Source organism: Aeromonas sp. Y318-3 (assembly GCF_027706185.1).
GTDB classification, from domain to species: domain Bacteria; phylum Pseudomonadota; class Gammaproteobacteria; order Enterobacterales; family Aeromonadaceae; genus Aeromonas; species Aeromonas veronii.
In genome coordinates this window covers 246,118-264,113 of the sequence record NZ_JAPDCN010000005.1, presented here as the reverse complement: position 1 = coordinate 264,113, position 17,996 = coordinate 246,118, and the positions used below count along the sequence as shown (strand labels likewise).

The 17,996-nt window shown below is 62.7% G+C and carries 17 protein-coding genes; 8 read left to right on the top strand and 9 right to left on the bottom strand.

Going from position 1 to position 17,996, the window contains the following annotated elements:
* Positions 1-45: 45 nt before the first annotated feature.
* Entirely contained in the window at positions 46-1,314 is a 1,269-nt protein-coding gene (locus OKB77_RS09505) for an O-acetylhomoserine aminocarboxypropyltransferase/cysteine synthase family protein (RefSeq protein WP_150389888.1), read from the bottom strand.
* Positions 1,315-1,464: 150 nt separating this feature from the next.
* Positions 1,465-1,641 carry a hypothetical protein gene (locus OKB77_RS09500; RefSeq protein ID WP_005336463.1) on the bottom strand — a complete coding sequence of 59 codons (177 nt, stop codon included), beginning with the start codon at positions 1,639-1,641 and terminating at the stop codon, positions 1,465-1,467.
* A gap of 100 nt (positions 1,642-1,741) precedes the next feature.
* Between OKB77_RS09500 and sgrR the strand changes: the two genes are divergently transcribed.
* The 4 genes from sgrR to OKB77_RS09480 all read left to right on the top strand — a co-directional run bounded on the left by sgrR (position 1,742) and on the right by OKB77_RS09480 (position 7,174).
* Positions 1,742-3,445 carry an HTH-type transcriptional regulator SgrR gene (sgrR, locus tag OKB77_RS09495; RefSeq protein WP_190973189.1) on the top strand — a complete coding sequence of 568 codons (1,704 nt, stop codon included), beginning with the start codon at positions 1,742-1,744 and terminating at the stop codon, positions 3,443-3,445.
* Between the two features lie 145 nt (positions 3,446-3,590).
* Positions 3,591-5,768 (top strand): catalase/peroxidase HPI, encoded by a 2,178-nt coding sequence (gene katG / locus OKB77_RS09490; RefSeq protein ID WP_150389885.1) that lies wholly within the window; start codon positions 3,591-3,593, stop codon positions 5,766-5,768.
* A 264-nt stretch (positions 5,769-6,032) separates the two neighbouring features.
* Complete coding sequence (locus OKB77_RS09485) at positions 6,033-6,428, top strand: acyl-CoA thioesterase (protein WP_005336457.1); 396 nt, start codon at positions 6,033-6,035, stop codon at positions 6,426-6,428.
* A 44-nt stretch (positions 6,429-6,472) separates the two neighbouring features.
* Positions 6,473-7,174 carry a hypothetical protein gene (locus OKB77_RS09480; RefSeq protein WP_150390572.1) on the top strand — a complete coding sequence of 234 codons (702 nt, stop codon included), beginning with the start codon at positions 6,473-6,475 and terminating at the stop codon, positions 7,172-7,174.
* 36 nt (positions 7,175-7,210) lie between these two features.
* Here OKB77_RS09480 and OKB77_RS09475 read toward each other — a convergent pair whose 3' ends face one another.
* The 3 genes from OKB77_RS09475 to tyrS form a co-directional block, all read right to left on the bottom strand.
* A complete protein-coding gene (locus OKB77_RS09475) occupies positions 7,211-7,960 on the bottom strand; it encodes a lipase secretion chaperone (protein WP_265776435.1) in 750 nt (249 codons plus the stop codon).
* On the bottom strand, positions 7,957-8,868 hold the full coding sequence (locus tag OKB77_RS09470; RefSeq protein ID WP_136501650.1) for a lipase family alpha/beta hydrolase: 912 nt from the start codon (positions 8,866-8,868) through the stop codon (positions 7,957-7,959). The genes OKB77_RS09475 and OKB77_RS09470 overlap by 4 nt, the downstream gene beginning before the upstream one ends.
* A 168-nt stretch (positions 8,869-9,036) precedes the next feature.
* On the bottom strand, positions 9,037-10,302 hold the full coding sequence (gene tyrS, locus OKB77_RS09465) for a tyrosine--tRNA ligase (RefSeq protein ID WP_265776436.1): 1,266 nt from the start codon (positions 10,300-10,302) through the stop codon (positions 9,037-9,039).
* Between the two features lie 146 nt (positions 10,303-10,448).
* On the opposite strand from tyrS, the gene OKB77_RS09460 reads away from it, so the two are divergent.
* The gene (locus tag OKB77_RS09460; RefSeq protein ID WP_265776437.1) at positions 10,449-11,297 is read left to right on the top strand and encodes a helix-turn-helix transcriptional regulator; all 849 of its coding nucleotides are present in this window, start codon (positions 10,449-10,451) and stop codon (positions 11,295-11,297) included.
* Between the two features lie 12 nt (positions 11,298-11,309).
* Here OKB77_RS09460 and OKB77_RS09455 read toward each other — a convergent pair whose 3' ends face one another.
* Both OKB77_RS09455 and OKB77_RS09450 read right to left on the bottom strand, forming a co-directional pair.
* Positions 11,310-12,086: a substrate-binding periplasmic protein gene (locus OKB77_RS09455; protein WP_270817475.1), complete on the bottom strand. Its 777-nt coding sequence runs from the start codon at positions 12,084-12,086 to the stop codon at positions 11,310-11,312.
* A 109-nt stretch (positions 12,087-12,195) separates the two neighbouring features.
* Positions 12,196-13,428, bottom strand: coding sequence for a hypothetical protein (locus tag OKB77_RS09450; RefSeq protein WP_270817474.1), 1,233 nt, complete (start codon positions 13,426-13,428; stop codon positions 12,196-12,198).
* A 223-nt stretch (positions 13,429-13,651) separates the two neighbouring features.
* Here OKB77_RS09450 and OKB77_RS09445 point away from each other — a divergent pair, with 223 nt between their 5' ends.
* Entirely contained in the window at positions 13,652-13,969 is a 318-nt protein-coding gene (locus OKB77_RS09445; RefSeq protein WP_270817473.1) for a YnjH family protein, read from the top strand.
* A 310-nt stretch (positions 13,970-14,279) separates the two neighbouring features.
* Here OKB77_RS09445 and OKB77_RS09440 read toward each other — a convergent pair whose 3' ends face one another.
* Positions 14,280-15,728, bottom strand: coding sequence for a catalase (locus OKB77_RS09440; protein WP_270817472.1), 1,449 nt, complete (start codon positions 15,726-15,728; stop codon positions 14,280-14,282).
* 161 nt (positions 15,729-15,889) lie between these two features.
* Between OKB77_RS09440 and OKB77_RS09435 the strand changes: the two genes are divergently transcribed.
* Together OKB77_RS09435 and OKB77_RS09430 are read left to right on the top strand one after the other, a co-directional pair.
* Positions 15,890-16,387, top strand: a complete 498-nt coding sequence (locus OKB77_RS09435; RefSeq protein WP_270817470.1) for a GNAT family N-acetyltransferase — start codon at positions 15,890-15,892, stop codon at positions 16,385-16,387.
* A gap of 4 nt (positions 16,388-16,391) precedes the next feature.
* Complete coding sequence (locus tag OKB77_RS09430; RefSeq protein WP_270817503.1) at positions 16,392-17,252, top strand: AraC family transcriptional regulator; 861 nt, start codon at positions 16,392-16,394, stop codon at positions 17,250-17,252.
* A gap of 97 nt (positions 17,253-17,349) precedes the next feature.
* Here OKB77_RS09430 and OKB77_RS09425 read toward each other — a convergent pair whose 3' ends face one another.
* Positions 17,350-17,937 carry a superinfection exclusion B family protein gene (locus OKB77_RS09425; protein WP_005336432.1) on the bottom strand — a complete coding sequence of 196 codons (588 nt, stop codon included), beginning with the start codon at positions 17,935-17,937 and terminating at the stop codon, positions 17,350-17,352.
* Between the last annotated feature and the right edge of the window lie 59 nt (positions 17,938-17,996).

Here is a 17,996-nt window from a genome sequence, read left to right as displayed (position 1 = left end):
TGGCTAAAAAAGAGCGGGCTGATGCCCGCTCCCTCGTTGACTGACTCAGGCCTCCAGCGCCTGATCCAGATCCGCCAGAATGTCCTCGATCGCCTCGATCCCCACCGACAGCCGGATCATCTCCGGTTTCACGCCTGCCTTGGCCTGCTCCTCCTCGCTCAACTGGCGATGGGTGGTGGAGGCGGGATGGCAGGCCAGCGACTTGGCGTCGCCGATATTGACCAGCCGCTTGAAGATCTTCAGCGCATCGTAGAAGCGCACGCCCGCCTCGTAACCCTCTTTCAGGCCGAACGAGAGAATGGCCGAGGGGCGACCGGCCATGTACTTCTCCGCCAGCAGATAGTGCGGGTGACCCGGCAGACCGGCATAGCTGACCCAGGCAACCTTGGGGTGATGCTTGAGGTGGTTGGCGACCCGCAGGGCGTTGTCGACGTGGCGCTCCATGCGCAGGCTCAGGGTCTCCAGCCCTTGCAGCAGCAGGAAGGCGTTCATCGGCGCCAGCGCCGCGCCGGTATTGCGCAGGGGCACTGTGCGTACCCGCCCGATAAAGGCGGCCGGGCCAAAGGCCTCGGTATAGACCACCCCGTGGTAGGAGGGTTCGGGTTTGGTCAGCTGGGGGAAGCGCTCGGCGTGATCCGCCCAGGGGAACTTGCCCGAGTCGACCACCACGCCACCCAGCGAGTTGCCGTGGCCGCCGACATATTTGGTCAGGCTGTGTACGACTATGTCAGCGCCGTGTTCGATGGGCTTGCAGAGTACCGGGGTGGCGACCGTGTTGTCGACGATGAGCGGCACACCACGGGCGTGGGCGGCCTTGGCCAGCGCGGCCAGATCGACGATGTTGCCTGCTGGGTTGCCGATGCTCTCGCAGTAGACTGCCTTGGTCTTGTCGTCGATAAGGGCGGCGATGGCCTCGGCGCTGTCATCCCTGGCGAAGCGCACCTCGACCCCGAAACTCGGCAGCATGTGGGCGAACAAGGTATAGGTGCCGCCATAGAGCTGAGGGGTGGAGACAATGTTGTCACCGGCGGCGGTCAGCGCCTGAATGGCGTAGGTGATGGCGGCGGAACCTGCCGAGACCACGAGCGCGGCAATCCCCCCTTCCAGCGCGGCCATCCGCTGCTCCAGCACATCGTTGGTGGGGTTCATGATGCGGGTGTAGATGTTGCCCGGCACCGCCAGATTGAACAGATCCGCCCCGTGCTGGGCGCTCTCGAACTCGTAGGCCACCGTCTGGTAGATGGGCACGGCGACCGCTTTGGTGGTGGGGTCGTTGGAAAAGCCGTGGTGCAAGGCCAGGGTCGCATCTTTCATCACACACTCCTTGTTGGATGTTGCTTATGGCAGTTATAGATGGATAGACGTCCAATCTATCAGGCCCGTGGCCGATGTAAACAGCAAGATCCGGCAAAGCAATGTCGCCCACAGGGGATGCGTGTCCCGAGTGGTTGGTATGGCCTGCACTCAGAGACGACGGCGATACTCCTTGTCATCGATCTGGTTCATGTCCCACTGCATCAGGCGGTTGAGCTGCTGCATGGGATCTTCGATAAGTGGCAAGGGGCGCGGCAGGATCCGCTTGAAGTAACGGCGCAAGGTCTGCTGGATCCGGTTCGGTTTGAGGGGGTTGGCGTGGCTCATGATGGTGTTCCTCTGCTGTGGTTCTCACGTTCGCCAGCAGTATTGAGCTAAAATACGGAAGTAAAAACTGATGACTTATAGCAACAGGATTTCCTCTTTTATGCCGACCGGTCGCCTCTACCAGCAATTTCAACGACTCGCCCAGCTGCTTGGCAGCGACGAGCGGGAGATCAGCCTCGCCGAGGTGGCGGATCTGCTCTGCTGCACCCCGCGCAACGCTCGCCTGCTGCTGCGGCGGATGCAGGATCAGGGCTGGCTCAGCTGGTCGGCAGAAGCGGGGCGGGGGCGGCGCTCCCGACTCACCCTGCTCGATAGTCAGGAGAGCCTGACCCGGCGCTGCTTGCGGGAGCTGCTCAGTCAGGGCCAGCTGGCACAGGCGGTGCGGCTGGCCGAAGATCGCCTCGATCTGCTCACTCCGTTGCTGATAGAGCAGCTCGGTCAGGCCACCCGCGAGGGGCGCCAGATCCTGCGGGTGCCCTACTACCGGCCGCTGCCGCAGTTGCTGCCCACCGGCCCGATGCGCCGCTCCGAAATTCACCTGAGCCGCCAGATCTTCAACGGCCTCACCCGGCGAAATGAGGAAAATGGGGAAATCGAAGGGGATCTGGCCCACCACTGGGAGTGTCTAGGCCCCTGTCACTGGCGCTTCTATCTGCGCCCGGCGGTGCGTTTTCACCACGGTCGCGAGCTGGTGGTGGAAGATGTGATGGAGAGTCTGCTGGCCCTGCGGGATCGCCCGCTGTTCGCCCATCTGGATCGGCTGGAGAGCCCCTGGCCGCGTACCCTGGATCTCTATCTCGACAGCCCGGATCCCTGGCTGCCCCACCTGCTGGCGGAGCCGGTGGCGACCATTTTGCCGCGAGAGCTCAAGGGGGAGGCGGGCTTTGCCCTGCGACCTGTGGGCACCGGCCCTTACCGGGTGGCTGTGAACGATCCCCTGCATCTTTGCCTTGCGGCGTTTGACGACTACTTCGGCCTGCGCGCCCTGCTCGACGAGATCGACATCTGGATGCTACCGGAATTGGCGGAGCGGCTGGAGACCCACCTGCAGCTGGGGCGCGACAGCCCTGAGCTCGGTACCATGCGCGGCGAATCGGAGCTGGAGTCGGGCTGCTACTTCCTGCTGCAGGACGATCGTTCCGGATCCTTGCAGGATCCCGCCCTGCGCCAGTGGCTCGGCCAACTGCTCAATCCGGTGGCCCTGATGGGGCGGGTCGCCCCCGAGTTGCAACGGGGCTGGACCAGCGCCCTCGGCCTGCTGCCCCACTGGCGCGAAGCGCTGCCCGCGCCCTTGCCTACGCCTGCGCAGTTGCCGACGACCTTGGTGCTGGCCTGTTTCAACCAGCATCTGGAGTTCAACGAGTGCGCCAACGCCATGAGTAGCCTGCTGACCGAACAGGGGATCAGGCTGGAGGTGCGCACCCTGGATTACGGTCGCTGGGTGAGTGGCGAGGATGAGGATGTGGATCTCTGGCTCGGCACCCTCAACCTCGAACATGCCGGCCCCTTTGCCCCCTACGCCTGGTTGCAGGGGACCCCGTTACTGCGCAAGGTGTGGAGCAGTCAGCATGAGTTGTGGCAAGGATTGATGCAGTGGCGCGCCAGCGGTGAGGAGCCAGGCCCCCGCGCCCTGCTGGCAAGGGTGCAGCAGCAGAGCTGGTTTGTGCCGCTGTTTCACCACTGGCTGGAGCTGGAGAGCCGGATCGGCGTGCACGGGGTGCGGATGACAGCGCTCGGCTGGTTCGATTTTCGCAGTGCCTGGCTGCGGCCAGAGCCGCCCCATCAGCCCGCAGAGGCGCCATAGTTCGTCCAATTTCTGTCGCGGCTGACGGGCGCTCCGTGGCCGCTTGCGTGAAAGATCCGTAAATCGGCCGCTGCTGCACAGTTTGTGTCACGCCTCTGTGCCATGCTGTTTCAGGTTATGGACAGCAGAGCAAATGAGGAAAACGATGAGCAACAATTCAGACAGTTCCGCAGGAAAATGCCCGGTCATGCACGGGGGAACCACCTCCGTCGAGACGTCCAGAATGGAGTGGTGGCCGAAGAGCCTCAACCTCGACATTCTTCACCAACACGATACCAAGACCAATCCGCTGGGGGCCGGTTTCAACTATCGGGAAGCCTTGAAGGGGCTCGATATGGCGGCCCTCAAGCAGGATGTGACCGCCCTGATGACCGACAGTCAGGAGTGGTGGCCCGCCGACTGGGGCCACTACGGCGGCCTGATGATCCGCATGGCTTGGCACTCGGCCGGGACTTACCGCATCGCCGATGGCCGTGGTGGTGGCGGCAGCGGTAACCAGCGCTTTGCCCCCCTCAACTCCTGGCCGGATAACGCCAACCTCGACAAGGCCCGTCGCCTGCTGTGGCCCATCAAGAAGAAGTACGGCAACAAGATCAGCTGGGCCGATTTGATTATTCTGGCGGGCACCGTGGCTTATGAGTCCATGGGGCTCAAGACCTTCGGCTTCGCCTTTGGCCGCGAGGATATCTGGCATCCGGAGAAGGATATCTACTGGGGATCGGAGAAGGAGTGGCTGGCGCCCAGCGGCAAGCCGGGCGGTCGTTACTCCGGCGAGCGGGATCTGGAAAATCCGCTGGCGGCGGTGATGATGGGGCTTATCTACGTCAACCCGGAAGGGGTGGATGGCCAGCCCGATCCGCTGAAAACTGCGCAGGATATGCGGGTCACCTTCGCCCGCATGGCGATGGATGATGAAGAGACGGTAGCGTTGACCGCCGGTGGCCACACAGTCGGCAAGGCTCACGGCAACGGCGATGCCAAACAGCTTGGCCCCGAGCCGGAAGGGGCCAGCCTCGAGGAGCAGGGGCTCGGCTGGATCAATCACCACAGCCGCGGCATCGGCCGCAACACAGTGACCAGCGGCATAGAGGGGGCCTGGACCACCCACCCGACCCAATGGGACAACGGCTATTTCGATCTGCTGTTCAAGTACGACTGGTGGTTGCAAAAATCTCCGGCAGGGGCCCATCAGTGGGAACCGATCAATATCGCCGAAGAGGATATGCCGGTGGATGTGGAGGACCCGTCGATCCGCTGCAAACCCATGATGACGGATGCCGATATGGCGCTCAAATTCGACCCCGAGTATCGCAAGATTGCCGAGCGCTTCCGCGATGATCCGGCGGCCTTCTCCGACGCCTTCGCCCGCGCCTGGTTCAAGCTGACCCACAGGGATATGGGGCCGAAGAGCCGCTATGTCGGCCCCTATGTGCCGACAGAAGATCTGATCTGGCAGGATCCGGTGCCTGCCGGACGCGCCGATTATGACGTGGCGGCGGTGAAGACCAGGATTGCCGCCAGCGGCCTCTCCATCAGCGAGCGGGTGAGTACCGCCTGGGATAGTGCCCGTACCTTCCGAGGCTCCGACAAGCGGGGCGGTGCCAACGGCGCCCGCATCCGGCTGGCGCCCCAGAAGGATTGGCCGGGCAACGAACCGGCGAAGTTGGCGAAGGTGCTGGCGGTCTATGACAAGCTGGCGGCCGAGTGTGGCGTCAGCGTCGCGGATCTCATCGTGCTGGGGGGCAACCTCGCCATCGAGCAGGCTGCGCTGGCCGCCGGGGTGACGGTGAGCGTGCCGTTTGCGCCGGGCCGGGGGGACGCCACTCAGGCCCAGACCGATGTGGCCTCGTTCGAGGTGCTGGAGCCGCTGGCCGACGGCTTCCGCAACTGGCTGAAGCAGGACTATGTGGTGACGGCGGAGGAGCTGCTGCTGGATCGCGCCCAGCTGATGGGACTCACCGCCTGCGAGATGACGGCGCTGGTCGGCGGGATGCGGGTGCTCGGCACCAACCACGGCGGTACCGGGCACGGGGTCTTTACCGACCGAGTCGGGGTGCTCAGCAACGACTTCTTCGTCAACCTGACCGACATGGGCTACCAGTGGCTGCCGAAAGCGAGCAATCTCTACGAGATCCGAGATCGCCGCAGCGGCGCCCTGAAATGGACGGCCACCCGGGTGGATCTGGTGTTCGGCTCCAACTCGGTGTTGCGCGCCTATGCCGAGGTCTATGCCCAGGATGACAACAAGGAGAAGTTTGTCTGTGACTTCATCACCGCCTGGAACAAGGTGATGAATGCGGATCGCTTCGATCTGTTGGGCTAGTCCCCGAGCCGTTTGGTTATCTGCACCAGCCCCGCACACCCAAGATGTGCGGGGCTTTTTACTGCCCGCTTTTCTGTGCAGCCCTACAATCCGCCGCACTGCGACACCTGCTGGCCGGTCGCGCAGGGTCGTGGGCATCCCTGTGCTTGGGCCAGCAGTATCATGTAACATGCTGATCCGCTGGTGATGCCCGGCGGCCACCCATTGGCCACTGATGTCCAATCAACAGGACAAGGACAGAACAAAGAGACAAGGAGTCAACTCATGCTGGAAATGCAGATCCAACCCCGCTTTCAGGAGACGGATGCCCTCGGTCATATCAACAATACGGTGCCGGCGGTCTGGTTCGAATCGGCGCGGGATCCCCTGTTCCGGATCTTCTCCCCCGATCTGGATGTGCATAACTGGCATCTGATCATCGCGGGCTATACGGTGCAGTTCAAACGGGAGCTGTTCTACGGCCAGCCGGTCACCATCAAGACTGGCGTGCGCCGCATCGGCACCAGTTCCTTTACGGTCTGGCAGGAGGCCTGGCAGGGCGGCGAACTGGCCGTCACCGCCGAAACGACCCTGATCCATTTTGACTACCGGGCCCGCCAATCCCTGCCCCTGAGCGATGCTCACCGGGAAGGTCTGCGGGCCTGGCTGACAGAGAGTTAACCACGGGCCGGATGGCCCATCACAGGAGTGTTATGTACAACTCAATGCGCAACACAGCGATCGCGCTGACCCTGGGATTCTGCTCCCTCCCTTCTCTGGCCGCTTCTCTCGCCGAGCAGTTTACCCTGATGGAGAAGGGGGCCGAGAGCGCTCTCGATACCCGTCAATTCAGCTATGACGGCGTCGATATCAAGGCCTGGATGGATGGCGCCCCGGTCATCATCGCCGTGCCCATTATGAACGAGCTGGGCAAGCTGGAAGGGGAGAGCCGCTACTACTTCAAGGGCGGCAAGCTGTTCGGGGTCAAAGAGCCCGCCGCCCAGTTTGCCTTTGATGACAGCGGCAAGCTGACCCAATGGCTGGACGAGAAGGGGCAGCCCGCCGAGTTCGTCAGCAAGATGAGCATGCAGCAGCGTCAGGAGTGGCTCACCAAGCGGGCCGCCGAGCTGAGCAAGCTGTTTGTGGTGAGCGCGGCCGAGCAGAAGGCGGCCAATGGGGGCGTCAAGCTGAAGGGGGCGGATCTCGCTCACTGGCTCTGCAACGGCAAACTGATGGATCTCGCCCACGGCGACAAGGTGATCTTCGAGCAGGATAAGCTGAAGATTGGTGAGCAGGGGATGGAAGGGGAGGTCTCCCTGCGTCAGGATAAGGGGTGGCAGGAGCTGAGCCTCAAGTGCGAGGTGCAGGGCACTCAGGTAACCCGCCTCACCTGGCAGCCGCTGCCGGGGGCCAACAAGCCGCAATAAGCGCAATAGCAAGGGGGCCCATCACGGGCCCCCTTCTCATTCGGTGTGTGGCTCCCCCAGCTTGAGGCGGGTGAGTGCCTCGACCCGGCGCCACTGTCCGGGCTCGAACCAGCGGGCCAGCAGCTCCTGCTGCTGTTCGGCCCGGGCCTCGTTCGGCAGTTGTCTGAACTCGGCCAGAAAGCCGCTGAGCTGCTCCTCGAACCCTTGCCGGTTCTGCTCCAGCTGGCGCATCCGATCCACCGCTTCCGCCCCCCCCGTCTCCAGCAGCAGAGCCTCCCGTTTGGCCGGGTCCATCTGCGCCAGCTCTTGCAACTCCTCAAGCAGACGGCTGTTGGCCTCCGCCTCGCGAAACCAGTCCGGTTGCTCCGCCAGCCAGAGATCCAGCTCGCTGGCCAGCTGCGACTTGTCGCTGTCTCTCGCCTCCGCCAGCGCCCTGCGGCGCAGGGTCAGCTGCTCCATCAGCCGATCCTCGGCAAACAGCTGGGCCTGCTCCGCCGGGGTAAAGCTCTGCTGGCGCAGCTGCTCCCGCTCGTCAAACAGGATCTGCAAGCTGGCGAGGGAGATCTCGGTGGGCACCGTCAGGCTGCTCTGGGCGGAGACAAAGGTGCGATAGCGCGCCTGCAGGGCATCGGCGGCCTCCTGCTCGGGATCGTGCGGGTGGCTCTGTGCATGCTGGCTGGCTTGAGCGGGGGATGAGTCTGCCGTCGGTGCCGTGGGCCAGAGCAACACCCCGCCAAGCAGCAGGGTGATGGCGCAGGGCACGACGAGCAGGGTGGCGATCTTCATAGTCCCAGCTCCTTGAGACGGTTGGCATGCTGGCGATAGAGGGTGACCGGATCGGTCTCGAACAGATGGTGGATGCCGAAGGACTGGTTCACTTCGTCCAGATGGTTCATCCGGTAGCCGGTGCCGATCACCTTGCCGAGGTGACTGCTGCAGACCCCGACCAGTCCGTCATTGGGCTCCTTGAAGAAGGCGCCGGTCAGCGCCAGCGCAGGATCCACCGGATCCAGCAGATTGGTCAGGTTGCCGCGTCCGCTCCAGGAGAAGTAGTAGACGCCGTTGCTGGCCTGCATCGGCCCCTCGCCGCAATAGCGGCTGGGCAGCCCCTCCGGGTAGCGCTGGTTGAACTGGCTGGCACCCTTGCTGGTGAGGGCATCGAGGGCGGCGACCGGATCTTGCGGCAGCTGGCTCCCGCCCGAGAGCAGTGAAATCATGCCGGAGAGGGCGTGGGCCGCGGCGGCAGCCAGTTTCTCGGCGGCGCTGCCGGGGGCGGCATTGGCCCGCACCAGATCGGCAATCTCTGAGCCGTAGTTGACCCCGCCGACGCTGGTGGCGGAGGCGACCAGCTCAGGGGCGACCGAGGCGACATAGCGGATGGTAGGGCCGCCGTGGGAGTGGCCGATGAGGTTGACCTTCTCGGCGCCGGTGGCCGCCAGCAGCAGCTCGACCTGGGCGAGCAGCTGCTCCCCCCGTTGTTCTGAACTGGCGGTGGCTGACACCTGCGCCACGTAGACTTTGGCACCATCCCGGCTCAGGGCCTGGGGAATGCCGTAGAAGTAATCGACCCCGAGTAGCTTGTCGAAGCCGAACAGGCCGTGCACCAGCACTATGGGGTAGCGGGTCTGGGTGTATCCGCTGGCGTGTGCCAGCATGGGCAGGGTGCAGAGCAGCACCAGAAGCCATCTCTTCATCATCAGCATCCTTGTTGATTCGTGAGGAACAGATTGTGTGGCGTACTCCATGTTCGCCGGTGCCAGTATGGTGGCTGCTGACGGGAGAGGCTGTGAGGGGGATCGCAACTCGGGATTCAAAAGGGATTCTGGGTGCGGGCGGGGAGGCTGAGCTCCCCGCCCTGCGGCTTATTGCCACTCCACCAGGTGATACTGCTTCTTGCCCCGGCGCAGCAGCAGGTAGCGACCAAACAGCCGATCAGTGGCGCTCAGCTGATCATCCTGCTTGAGCACACCATTGAGACTGATGGCGCCCGCCGCCAGCAGTTCGCGGGCGATGCGCCTGGAGTTAGCCAGACCGCAGCTGACCAGCAGGCTGACCAGATCCGTCTCGCCGCTGACGGTGCTGCTCGGCATGCCATCCTGCGCCAGCTGGGCCAGATCGCTCTCGCCGAGGCGGGCCACATCGCCGCTAAACAGCAGTTCGCTGATGCGCTGCACCGCTGCCAGCGCCGCCTTGCCGTGTACCAGCTCGGTCAGCTCATCGGCCAGCACCTGCTGGGCCTGCTTGCGCCCCTGCCGCTTCGCGTCTTCCGCCTCCAGTGCATCAATCTCGCTCAGCGACATAAAGCTGTAGTAGCGCAGGAAGCGGTAGACATCCTCATCCGCGGTGCCGAGCCAGAACTGGTAGAAGGCGTAAGGGGAGGTGAGTGCCGGATCGAGCCAGACCGCGCCCCCCTCGGTCTTGCCGAACTTGGTGCCGTCTGCCTTGGTGATGAGGGGCAGGGTCATGCCGTGCACCTGCGCCTGATGGAGGCGACGGGTGAGATCCATGCCGCTGGTGATATTGCCCCACTGGTCGTTGCCGCCAATCTGCAGGGTGCAACCGAGCCGCTGGTGCAGCACCGCAAAGTCGTAGGATTGCAGCAGAGCGTAGGAGAACTCGGTGAACGAGATGCCCTGATCCGGGCGAGCCAGCCGCTGACGCACCGACTCCCGCGCCAGCATGGCGTTGACCGAGAAGTGCTTGCCGATATCCCGCAGAAAATCGAGGGCGGACATCTGCCCCATCCAGTCGCCATTGTTGACCAGTTGCGGGGCCGACAGGCCATCATCGGCGGGCAGCAGCGCCCTGATTTGGGCCGACAGGCTGGCGACCCAACCCTGCACGGTATCGGCACTGTTGAGGCTGCGCTCGGTCGCCTTGAAGCTGGGATCGCCGATAAGACCGGTCGCCCCGCCCACCAGTGCCACCGGGGTGTGGCCCGCCAGCTGGAAGCGGCGCAGCATCAAGAGCGGCACCAGATGACCGATATGCAGGCTGCCGGCGGTGGGATCGAACCCGCAATAGACGGTGCGCGGGGTGGCAAGATGATCGGCCAGGGCCGCCGGGTCGGAATTCTGGGCCACAAGGCCGCGCTGGCTCAGTTCATCGAGCAGGTGGGGGTTGATCATGGGTTCTCCAACAGCAGGGGGAAAAGTCGTCATCCTCGCCGTTCTGGCTGGTGGCGGATATGTCCCCTGAGGGACAGTTTTGCCACTCTCGTGCTAGCATTCAGCCATAGCGGGGAATCGCTCCCCGTCACCGGAAACGTGCCACCATGACCCAGCCATTCACCACAGATGCCTTGACCCGCAGCATGACCGAGGTAGTCGATGCCCTGCACAGCAGCGCCTTTGCGGCGGCGCTGGTGCGGCTGATCCAGCAGCAGGTGGCGTTTGATTGCGCCCTGCTGCTCGGGGTGGGGCAGCGGCCCGTCTACCTCTACGACAACCTCAACCATCAGCGGGCTCTGCTGTTTGATCGCTACCTCACCAGCCACTTCAGTCAGGATCCCTTTATGCAGGCGCTGGAGCAGGGCTTGCCTGCCGGCGTCTGGACGCTGGCGCAGGTCTCCCAAGGGCGGCTCGATCCCGAATATCGCCACCACTTCTATCAGGCCACCGGCTGGCAGGAGGAGGTGGGGCTGATCCTGCCGGTGCGGGATGGACTGACGCTGATGCTGTTTCTGGGGCGGCTCGACAAGCGCAGTACCCTCAGTCGTGACGAGCTGGCGAGGCTGGAGCAGCTGTTCCCGCTGGTGCATTCGCTCTGTCGTCAGCAGTGGCGGCAGAGCCAGCCGCTGTTGGCCCAGAGCACTGCGCTGCCAGACTGCGCCAGCCTCCGGAGTGCGGTGGAGCAGGCTATGTCGAGTGTCGGGGGGGATTTGCTCACCCGGCGCGAGCGGCAGGTGGCGGAGTTGCTGCTGCAGGGGCTGGATACCGAGGCGATCGCCGCCGAGCTCGGCATTGGCAGCGGTACGGTGAAGAATCACCGCAAGCATCTCTATGGCAAGCTGCGGCTCGGCTCGCGGGCCGAGCTGTTCAATCTCTTTCTGAACCACCTCATTACTGCTCCGGTGGCGGCATCGCAGGCGTCATCGGCGGGAGATAGAGAGAGCCCGCCATAGGGTGGGCCGGAGTTACTCGATGCTCGGGATGGTGGGAGTTGTTTCGGGCAGGATACTGAGCAACTGGTAGCGCTTCATCAGCTGCTTGTATTCATCCCCCTGTTTGACCTTGTCCAGCGCCTGTTGCAGGCGGGCAACCTGTTGCTTGTCTGCCCTCAGGTTGAAGGCGAAGCAGTTATCCTGCTCTTCAATGATCGCGACGGTGACAAAATCCTCGCTGGGAAAACCCAGCTCCTTGGCCTGATGGCGCAGCATCACCTCGTTGCCCGCCACCAGATCGGTGCGTGCCATGATGAGCTGGCGCACCACCTGCTCCATGCGCTCCACCGACATCATATTTCCCGGGCTGATCCCGCGGTTGAGTAGCAACTGCTCCCCGACATCCGCCTGCATCACACCGATCTGCAGCTTGGCGAGATCCGCTTTGCTGGCCACTTTGGGGGCATCCTGCTTGCGGCCGACCAGCGCGACCCTGGAGTGGCTGATGGGGCAGACCCAGAGGAAGTGGGGATCCCGCTCCTTGGTATGTGCCGTGGTAAAGAGCACGGCCTCTTGCTGCTGGGTCAGCAGATACCAGCCGCGGGCCCAGGGCAGAAAGTGGATGGGTTGCTCCGGCTCTCCCATTTCGCGCCACATCAGGCGCAGCAACTCGACTGCCAACCCCACAGGCTGACCATTTTTATCCTGGCCATTGAGCGGCATGTTCTGTTCCGAATAGTAGATAAGTGCCGGAGCCGGGAGCGCGATAAACAGGGCGAGAGAAGCGAGAGCAGGGAGCAAACGACGCATGATGCACTCCTTGTGTGGGTAGTTACCTAACAGTCTATGTGGCCTTTTCCATAACGTCATGATCCGGTAGCGGGATAAAAAACAGGCCACCTTGCGGTGGCCTGTCGGTTTATTTGAGCAGGGCTTCCATCTCCGCCTCTGCCTTGGCGCGAGCCTTGGCTTCCGCCGCTCTGGCGGCATCGGCGACGCTCTCTCCGGTCGTATGAGAGGCAGCGCTAACGGCCTGTTTGGCCGGAGCGGCAACGGCTTTGGTCGCTTCTTGTGTCAGGGTAGCTGTGGCACTGCTGACGGCCTGTTTGGCAGGAGTGGCAACGGCCTTGGTGGCTTCTTGGGTCGCGGCCGTAGCGGCGCTGCTGACTGCCTGTTTGGCCGGAGCGGCAACGGCCTTGGTCGCTTCTTGGATCGCGGCCGCAGCGGCGCTGCTGACGGCTTGCTTGGCTGGAGCGGCTACGGCCTTGGTCGCTTCTTGCGTTGCGGTCGCAGCAGCGCTGCTGACGGCCTGTTTGGCCGGAGCGGTAACGGCCTTGGTGGCTTCTTGGGGCGCGGTCGCAGCGGCGCTGCTGACAGCCTGTTTGGCAGGAGCGGCAACGGCCTTGGTGGCTTCTTGGGTTACGGCCGCTGCGGCGCTGCTCACCGCCTGCTTGGCTGGCGCAGTGACTGCGGTGGTTGCACTACGGGTCAGATCGGTCGCGCTTTGGCTCACAGCTTGGGTAGCCTGCCCTGTGGCGTTGGCGGCTGCGCCGCTGATAGCCTGGCTGGTGCTGTTGGTCAGCGAGCCGGTGACGCCGCGGGTCACTGTGCCCAGCGCGCTGCCAAGGGAGAAGGGGGAGGCGCCACTCTGACTGGTCGCCGCGCCGGTCAGGGCATTGGCCGCCGGGGTGAGCTGGCTGGTGGGGGTCTGCCAGCCCTGCATGGCGGTTGGCCAGGTCGGTGCCGTGCCCGCCAGATTTTCGCCGAAGGTCAGGGTGGTGCCATCCCCTTTTTGCAGCAATACCGACATCTGGTTGGTTTGCGAGTTCCACACCATCCCCGCCTGCTTGGCGATATCCGGCACGGGCGCATATTCGGAGACCACATAGAAAAGCGGCCCCTCCTGCTGTAACTTGTCGGCAGTCTTGAGCAACTGCATGGTGCTGTCGTAGTTGGGGCCAAGGATGGTGGTCATCCGGTCCTTGATCAGGGGTTGTTCGAACAGATTGACCTCGTTCGGGTCAAAGCCGACCAGCGGCTTGAGCAGGGCCCACATCAGCTGACTGGTGGGGCTCATCATCAGCAATGGGGCAACGCAGGCGGACAACATCAGGCTCAGGCAGGCCGCCTGAAGCAACGGCATGATACGCATTGGGATAATATCCAAATAACGATTTGATAAATAAGGTTATATTTTGTCAGGATGTGACAAATTCACCGGAAGTTTGCGCGTGGCAGCGAGAGACTGCCCGCAGGCGCTGGCAGGCTACCATATTGGTTCCACAATGCCAGCAGGCAGTATGATTGTCAGTCAAGTAAACCCCGGGGCTGGTCGACTCTTCGAGAATGCCTCCCATCGCAACAGGATCCCCCTCATGAAAAATGTACTGCTCTGCCTGCTGGCCTCCCTCTGGCTCGCCCCCGCTCTGGCCGCGTCCAAAACCACTGTGGTGGGCGAGTCTGCCAGTCCCGAGCTGGTATTGCCGCTGGGCTCATTGCCCGAGCGGGTCTGCTGGTTTGCGGATCAGAAATATTCCGAAGGGGCACGCATTCTGCAGGGAGATATCTGGCTGGAGTGCGGCCCGCAGAACGACCTCGAGAGCAATGGCCCGCTGGCCTGGCGCTCTCCTGTGGTGGTGTTGCCTGCCACCCTTGGTGCGAAAGATCAGAAGACGATTTCCGTGGGTCAGTGAGGCTTTTCTTGATCCAGCTAAAGACATGGACGTGATCCCTGTCGCATAATGCAGCTCCTTTCTTCTCTTGGCTGGAACCTAAGAAATGGCTCGTCGCTCTTCCAATGCACAACGTCGTCGCAGTAGCTGGTGGTACAAACGCTTGTTGGCAAGGGAGCGGGAAGAGCGCGAAGCGCGTTCCGTCCGGGATTGATACAGCATTGAAAAACGGAGCCTCGGGCTCCGTTTTTGCGTTTATTACTCTTAGCAGAATAACAACGGGGGCCATCAGGCCCCCGTTTTGTTTTTGCAGATCTTGCCTGCTTGCGGCTTAGCGCTGCAAGGCGGCCAGTGCCAGTTCGACCCGTTTGGCGTATTCGGGGTCGGCCTGCTCGAAGTGCTTGAGCTGGGCCGCTACGATGGCGTCATCCTCCACATTGATAAGGGAGCGGGCCAGGTTGGCGGCGAGCCGTGAACGCTGCCCCTCGTCCATGATGCGGAACAGGTTGCCCGGCTGGCTGTAGTAGTCGCTGTCGTAGTCACGGAAGTCGTAGTGCAGGGCGGCCCCTTCCAGACTCAGCGCCGGTTCGTGCTCCTCGCTCGGCTGCTGGGTGCCAAAGCGGTTCGGCTGATAGTTGGGGCTGGCGCCGCCATTGCTGTCGCTGCGCATGGCGCCATCACGATGGGCACCGTGGTGGAACGGGCAGCGCGGGGCGTTGACCGGCAGCAGACCATGGTTGACGCCGAGGCGATAGCGCTGGGTGTCACCGTAGGAGAAGAGTCGCCCTTGCAACATGCGATCCGGCGAGAAGCCGATACCGGGCACCACGTTGGCCGGGGTAAAGGCGGCCTGCTCCACATGGGCGAAGTAGTTGTCCGGGTTCTGGTTGAGCTCCAGTACGCCCACCGGGATCAGCGGGTAGTCGCTGTGCGGCCACACCTTGGTCAGGTCGAACGGGTGGATCTTGTAGGTCTGGGCTTCGGCCTCCGGCATCACCTGCACATAGACCTTCCAGCGCGGGAAGTCGCCCCGTTCGATGGCGTTGAACAGATCGGCCTGACTGGTCTCCCGATCCTGCCCGACGGCGGTGGCGGCCTCTTCATCGGTGTAGAAGCTGTGGCCCTGCTCGGTCTTGAAGTGGAACTTGACCCAGAAGCGCTCATTGGCATCGTTGATAAAGCTGAAGGTGTGGCTGCCGTAGCCGTTCATCTCCCGCAGGCTCTTGGGGATGCCGCGATCGCTGAACAGTATGGTGACCTGATGCAGGGATTCCGGATGGCGTGACCAGAAGTCCCAGGCGGCGGTAGCGCTGCGCAGGTTGGTGCGCGGATCCCGCTTCTGGGTGTGGATGAAGTCAGGGAATTTCAGCGGATCGCGGATGAAAAAGACCGGGGTGTTGTTACCTACCAGATCCCAGTTGCCCTGCTCGGTATAGAACTTGAGGGCGAAGCCGCGTACATCGCGTTCGGCATCGGCTGCGCCCTTCTCACCGGCCACGGTGGAGAAGCGCAGGAAGACCGGGGTCTGCTTACCGATGGCGCTGAACAGATCGGCCTTGCTGAACTGGCTGATGTCGTGGGTCACGGTAAAGGTGCCGTAGGCGCCCGAGCCCTTAGCGTGAACCACCCGCTCGGGAATGCGCTCGCGGTCGAAGTGGGCGAGTTTCTCCATCAACCAGATATCTTGCATCAGGATGGGGCCGCGCGGACCGGCGGTGAGGCTGTTGTTGTTGTCGACGACGGGGGCGCCGTTGGCGCTGTGCAGGGTCTTGTCAGTCATGGCTTCTCTCCTTGTTGATATGGGGTCAGCCTACGGATCTGCGCCGTGCTCGGCCAATGGGCCTTTCCTCGCCCTTTGATAGGCAAGACAAATGGGTGCGGGTAGGGGATGTGTAACCGCGCCAGATATTGCATGATGGTGGCTTCGAGAAGGAGCCTCATATGCAGATTACTATCCGTCATGCCGAACCCGCCGATGCCCCTGCCTTGCGGGATCTTTACGCCATGCCCAATGCCCAGGCGGGCACCTTGCAACTGCCTTTTCCGACCTTGGGGCTGTGGCAACAGCGGTTGGAACAGAGTGGTGTGGTGGCGCTGGTCGCCGAGGTCGACGGCCTGCTGGTAGGCCAGCTCTCGCTGCTGGTTGAGTCCAATCCGAGACGCAAGCATGTGGCCTGTATCGGTATGGGGGTACGGGATGACTGGGCCGGCAAAGGGGTGGGCTCTGCCCTGATGGCCGCGGCGCTGGATCTGGCCGATAACTGGCTCAACCTGCACCGGATTGAGCTGACCGTCTATACCGACAATGAGGCCGCACAGGCGCTTTATCGCAAGTTCGGTTTTACCGAGGAGGGGCGAGCCTGTGACTATGCCTTCCGCCAGGGGCGTTATGTGGATGCGCTCTATATGGCCAGAGTTGCGGGGGGCGCCAGTCGCTAACGGCATGGTCGATTATCAGGCCAGATTGCGCCCGGTGATCCGGGCGCTGGAGCAGAATCCCGATCTCTCCATCGAAATGCTGGCAAGCAGTGCCTGCTTGTCTTTCTACCATTTTCACCGGGTGTTTACGGCTGTGGCGGGGGAGACGCCCGGGGAGATGTGTCGTCGTCTGCGCATCCAGCGGGCTGCTTGGCAGCTCTGCTATACCGATGCCAGTGTCACGGCTATTGCGTTGGGGGCGGGGCTCGCCAGCTCCCAGGCGTTTGCCAAGGTATTTCGCCGTTACTATGGTTGCACGCCGGGAGAGTTTCGCCGCGACAAGAGCAAGAATGGACACTTGATGAGCAAGGATGGACACGCACTTGTGCTGCCTAATCCTTATGCTGAGGGTCACTCATCAGCAAGGAGCAATACCATGAAAACCATCGAGATGGACGCCCGCACTCTGGCTTATATGCGTGTCACCGGCCCCTATGGCGAGGGGTATGGTCCCGTTTGTAGTCAGCTGCATCAGTGGGCCAGCGCCCGCGGTCTGGAAGGTGGGGAGTGGATCTTCATCTATCACGATAACCCCGAGGTGACTCCGCCAGCCCAGTGTCGCACTGACATCGGGGTGACGGTGCCTGCGGGGACGGTGGGGATGGGAGCGGTCGAGATCCAGCTTATTCCCGCCGGTCGTTACGCCCAGTCCCGTTATCTTATTACTGACCGCAGTCAGTATGGCCCGCGTTGGCAGGAACATATCGGCGACATCGTTGCAGCCGGGCTGGAGTTTGGCAATGGTCCCTGCTTCGAGCTCTATCACAGCATGAACGATGACCCGGTGCAGGACGATGTCAGCTTTTGCTCCTGCCTCAAGGGGTAGGGCGAAGCAAGACGGAAGGGATGGTACAGAACGTCGCGCAGAAACGAGAGAGCCGGACAATGTCCGGCTCTTTTGCATCTGGCGGATAGGGCGGCGGTTAGCGCTGGAACCCCTTCTGGGCGAACTTGGGACGGGCGTTCATGATCTGTTCCACCTGCTCGTCGCTCATCTTGCCGCGCGACAGCCCCAGCACCTTGTAGGTGAGCAGCGGTCGGGCGGGCAGGGCGATCATCAGGGCGCGGATCTGGTTCTCGTCATCCTTCTCCCGGGTCGGCTTGCCGTAGGCGTAGGTGAGGACGCCGGCATCCATCAGGTTTTTGACGGCGGGCTCGGTGATCGGCAAGTTTATGACGCTTTTACGCTGCAGCACGAACTCGCGCAGCACCGCCTTCTCGTTGAAGTCGAGGAAGCCGATCATCTGGGCCAGCTGGTCCTGCTGACGGCGCGCCTGCCACTCTTCGCATGCCCACTCCCAGGCGATCAGGAAGCCCTGACTGCAGAAGTAGGAGATGGCGATCAGCATGCCGACCCCCAGCCAGGCCGCATGATCCGCAGCCCACTGGCTGACGGCCCCTTTCATCAGCCCGGCCGGAAACAGCAGAATGATGCTGCAGCAGAGCAACAACCAGACCATCAGCCAATTGAGGCGGTTCAGTTGATAGAAATGTTGGATCCACCGTTTCATTGTTCATCCTTCCCAAACTGTTGTGGATAGTGAACTACCTACAGCAATCGGTGTGCCAA

Excerpts from the sequence above, each read along its gene's own strand:
- OKB77_RS09505 (WP_150389888.1), bottom strand. The coding sequence starts at position 1,314 with ATGAAAGATGCGACCCTGGCCTTGCACCACGGCTTTTCCAACGACCCC.
- OKB77_RS09500 (WP_005336463.1), bottom strand. The coding sequence starts at position 1,641 with ATGAGCCACGCCAACCCCCTCAAACCGAACCGGATCCAGCAGACCTTG.
- sgrR (WP_190973189.1), top strand. The coding sequence starts at position 1,742 with ATGCCGACCGGTCGCCTCTACCAGCAATTTCAACGACTCGCCCAGCTG.
- katG (WP_150389885.1), top strand. The coding sequence starts at position 3,591 with ATGAGCAACAATTCAGACAGTTCCGCAGGAAAATGCCCGGTCATGCAC.
- OKB77_RS09485 (WP_005336457.1), top strand. The coding sequence starts at position 6,033 with ATGCTGGAAATGCAGATCCAACCCCGCTTTCAGGAGACGGATGCCCTC.
- OKB77_RS09480 (WP_150390572.1), top strand. The coding sequence starts at position 6,473 with ATGCGCAACACAGCGATCGCGCTGACCCTGGGATTCTGCTCCCTCCCT.
- OKB77_RS09475 (WP_265776435.1), bottom strand. The coding sequence starts at position 7,960 with ATGAAGATCGCCACCCTGCTCGTCGTGCCCTGCGCCATCACCCTGCTG.
- OKB77_RS09470 (WP_136501650.1), bottom strand. The coding sequence starts at position 8,868 with ATGAAGAGATGGCTTCTGGTGCTGCTCTGCACCCTGCCCATGCTGGCA.
- tyrS (WP_265776436.1), bottom strand. The coding sequence starts at position 10,302 with ATGATCAACCCCCACCTGCTCGATGAACTGAGCCAGCGCGGCCTTGTG.
- OKB77_RS09460 (WP_265776437.1), top strand. The coding sequence starts at position 10,449 with ATGACCCAGCCATTCACCACAGATGCCTTGACCCGCAGCATGACCGAG.
- OKB77_RS09455 (WP_270817475.1), bottom strand. The coding sequence starts at position 12,086 with ATGCGTCGTTTGCTCCCTGCTCTCGCTTCTCTCGCCCTGTTTATCGCG.
- OKB77_RS09450 (WP_270817474.1), bottom strand. The coding sequence starts at position 13,428 with ATGCGTATCATGCCGTTGCTTCAGGCGGCCTGCCTGAGCCTGATGTTG.
- OKB77_RS09445 (WP_270817473.1), top strand. The coding sequence starts at position 13,652 with ATGAAAAATGTACTGCTCTGCCTGCTGGCCTCCCTCTGGCTCGCCCCC.
- OKB77_RS09440 (WP_270817472.1), bottom strand. The coding sequence starts at position 15,728 with ATGACTGACAAGACCCTGCACAGCGCCAACGGCGCCCCCGTCGTCGAC.
- OKB77_RS09435 (WP_270817470.1), top strand. The coding sequence starts at position 15,890 with ATGCAGATTACTATCCGTCATGCCGAACCCGCCGATGCCCCTGCCTTG.
- OKB77_RS09430 (WP_270817503.1), top strand. The coding sequence starts at position 16,392 with ATGGTCGATTATCAGGCCAGATTGCGCCCGGTGATCCGGGCGCTGGAG.
- OKB77_RS09425 (WP_005336432.1), bottom strand. The coding sequence starts at position 17,937 with ATGAAACGGTGGATCCAACATTTCTATCAACTGAACCGCCTCAATTGG.